General features: G+C 68.6%; 1 protein-coding gene, 1 tRNA gene and 1 rRNA gene. All 3 read left to right on the forward strand.

Annotation, left to right across the window (positions count from 1 at the left end; genetic code table 11):
- Nucleotides 1–93, forward strand: a 5S ribosomal RNA gene (rrf, locus tag AB0I68_RS39120); the annotation flags it as partial.
- A gap of 5 nt (nucleotides 94–98) precedes the next feature.
- A tRNA-Thr gene (locus AB0I68_RS39125) sits at nucleotides 99–174 on the forward strand.
- Between the two features lie 210 nt (nucleotides 175–384).
- Nucleotides 385–996: a DUF308 domain-containing protein gene (locus tag AB0I68_RS39130; RefSeq protein WP_363182216.1), complete on the forward strand. Its 612-nt coding sequence runs from the start codon at nucleotides 385–387 to the stop codon at nucleotides 994–996.
- Nucleotides 997–1180 lie beyond the last annotated feature (184 nt).

The following is a 1180-nucleotide window of genomic DNA, read 5'->3' on the forward strand; positions in this document are numbered from 1 at the left end:
ACGCCCGGTTACATTCCGAACCCGGAAGCTAAGCCTTTCAGCGCCGATGGTACTGCAGGGGGGACCCTGTGGGAGAGTAGGACGCCGCCGAACAACCCGCCCTTTTAGCTCAGTCGGTAGAGCGTCTCCATGGTAAGGAGAAGGTCAACGGTTCGATTCCGTTAAAGGGCTCCAGTGAAAAGGCCCCCGCCTTGTGGCGGGGGCCTTTTTGTTTTCCCGGAGTCGGTACGCGACGGCGGACCAGCACCCGGGAGGCGCATCGGCTCGTCCGCCGGAGGGGCGCGCTGCACCACAACTATCTAAAATGGGCTGGAACGGTAAACAACGGTACGACCGGCGGCTTCGAGGTGCCCCGAGGGGCGCCCGGCCGGCCTGGGAGGCGTGATGACCGTACCCCCCGACGCTGCACCGCAGCACACGCAGAGCGACCCCGAGGACGTCCTCGAGCAGCTTGGACGCTCCTGGCACTGGGCACTCGGCTTCGCCCTCGCGACCCTGATTCCGGGCATCCTGGTACTCGTCTGGCCCGACGAGACGCTGCACATCCTGGCCGTCATCATCGGTCTGCAGCTCCTTGTGGCGGGTGCCTTCCGGTTCGTCACGGCCTTCTCGCACAGCGGCGACGGCGGCAGCAGAGTGGCGGGCGTCCTGGTCGCCATACTGGCGTTCCTGGCGGGCGTCCTGGTACTGCGGCATCCGATGCAGACGATCGGCGCGCTGTCCCTGATCCTCGGGGTGTTCTGGTTGCTGACCGGAGTGCTCACGGCATACACCGCGATCGCAGACCGCGCGCTCGTGCACCGGGGCCTGCGCTTCGGCCTGGGAGTTCTCGGCACCGTCGCCGGAATCGTCGTGCTCTGCTTCCCGGTGGACTCCGCGGTCGCCCTGACACGGCTCCTCGGACTCTGGCTCGTCCTGCTGGGCGTGTTCGAAGTGGTGATGGCCTTCGCACTGCGCTCCGCCACCCGCCGCATCACGCCCGCGCGTCCAGGGTGAACGCCGGGCGCCGACGGACTCCCATCCCCTGAACCGGGGCTCGGACGCGCGCCGAGCCCCGGTCTCGCGCCGCCCCGCCCCGGGTGCCCCCTAGGGGGTGTCCGGCGGATCATGGCCGGGCCCGGGTCGTCTGGCACCGCGCCTTGCCGCGTTGTCGTCGGTCGCCAATATCCCCCAGCTACCG

Source organism: Streptomyces sp. NPDC050448 (genome assembly GCF_040655295.1).
In the GTDB taxonomy this organism is placed as follows: Bacteria; Actinomycetota; Actinomycetes; order Streptomycetales; family Streptomycetaceae; genus Streptomyces.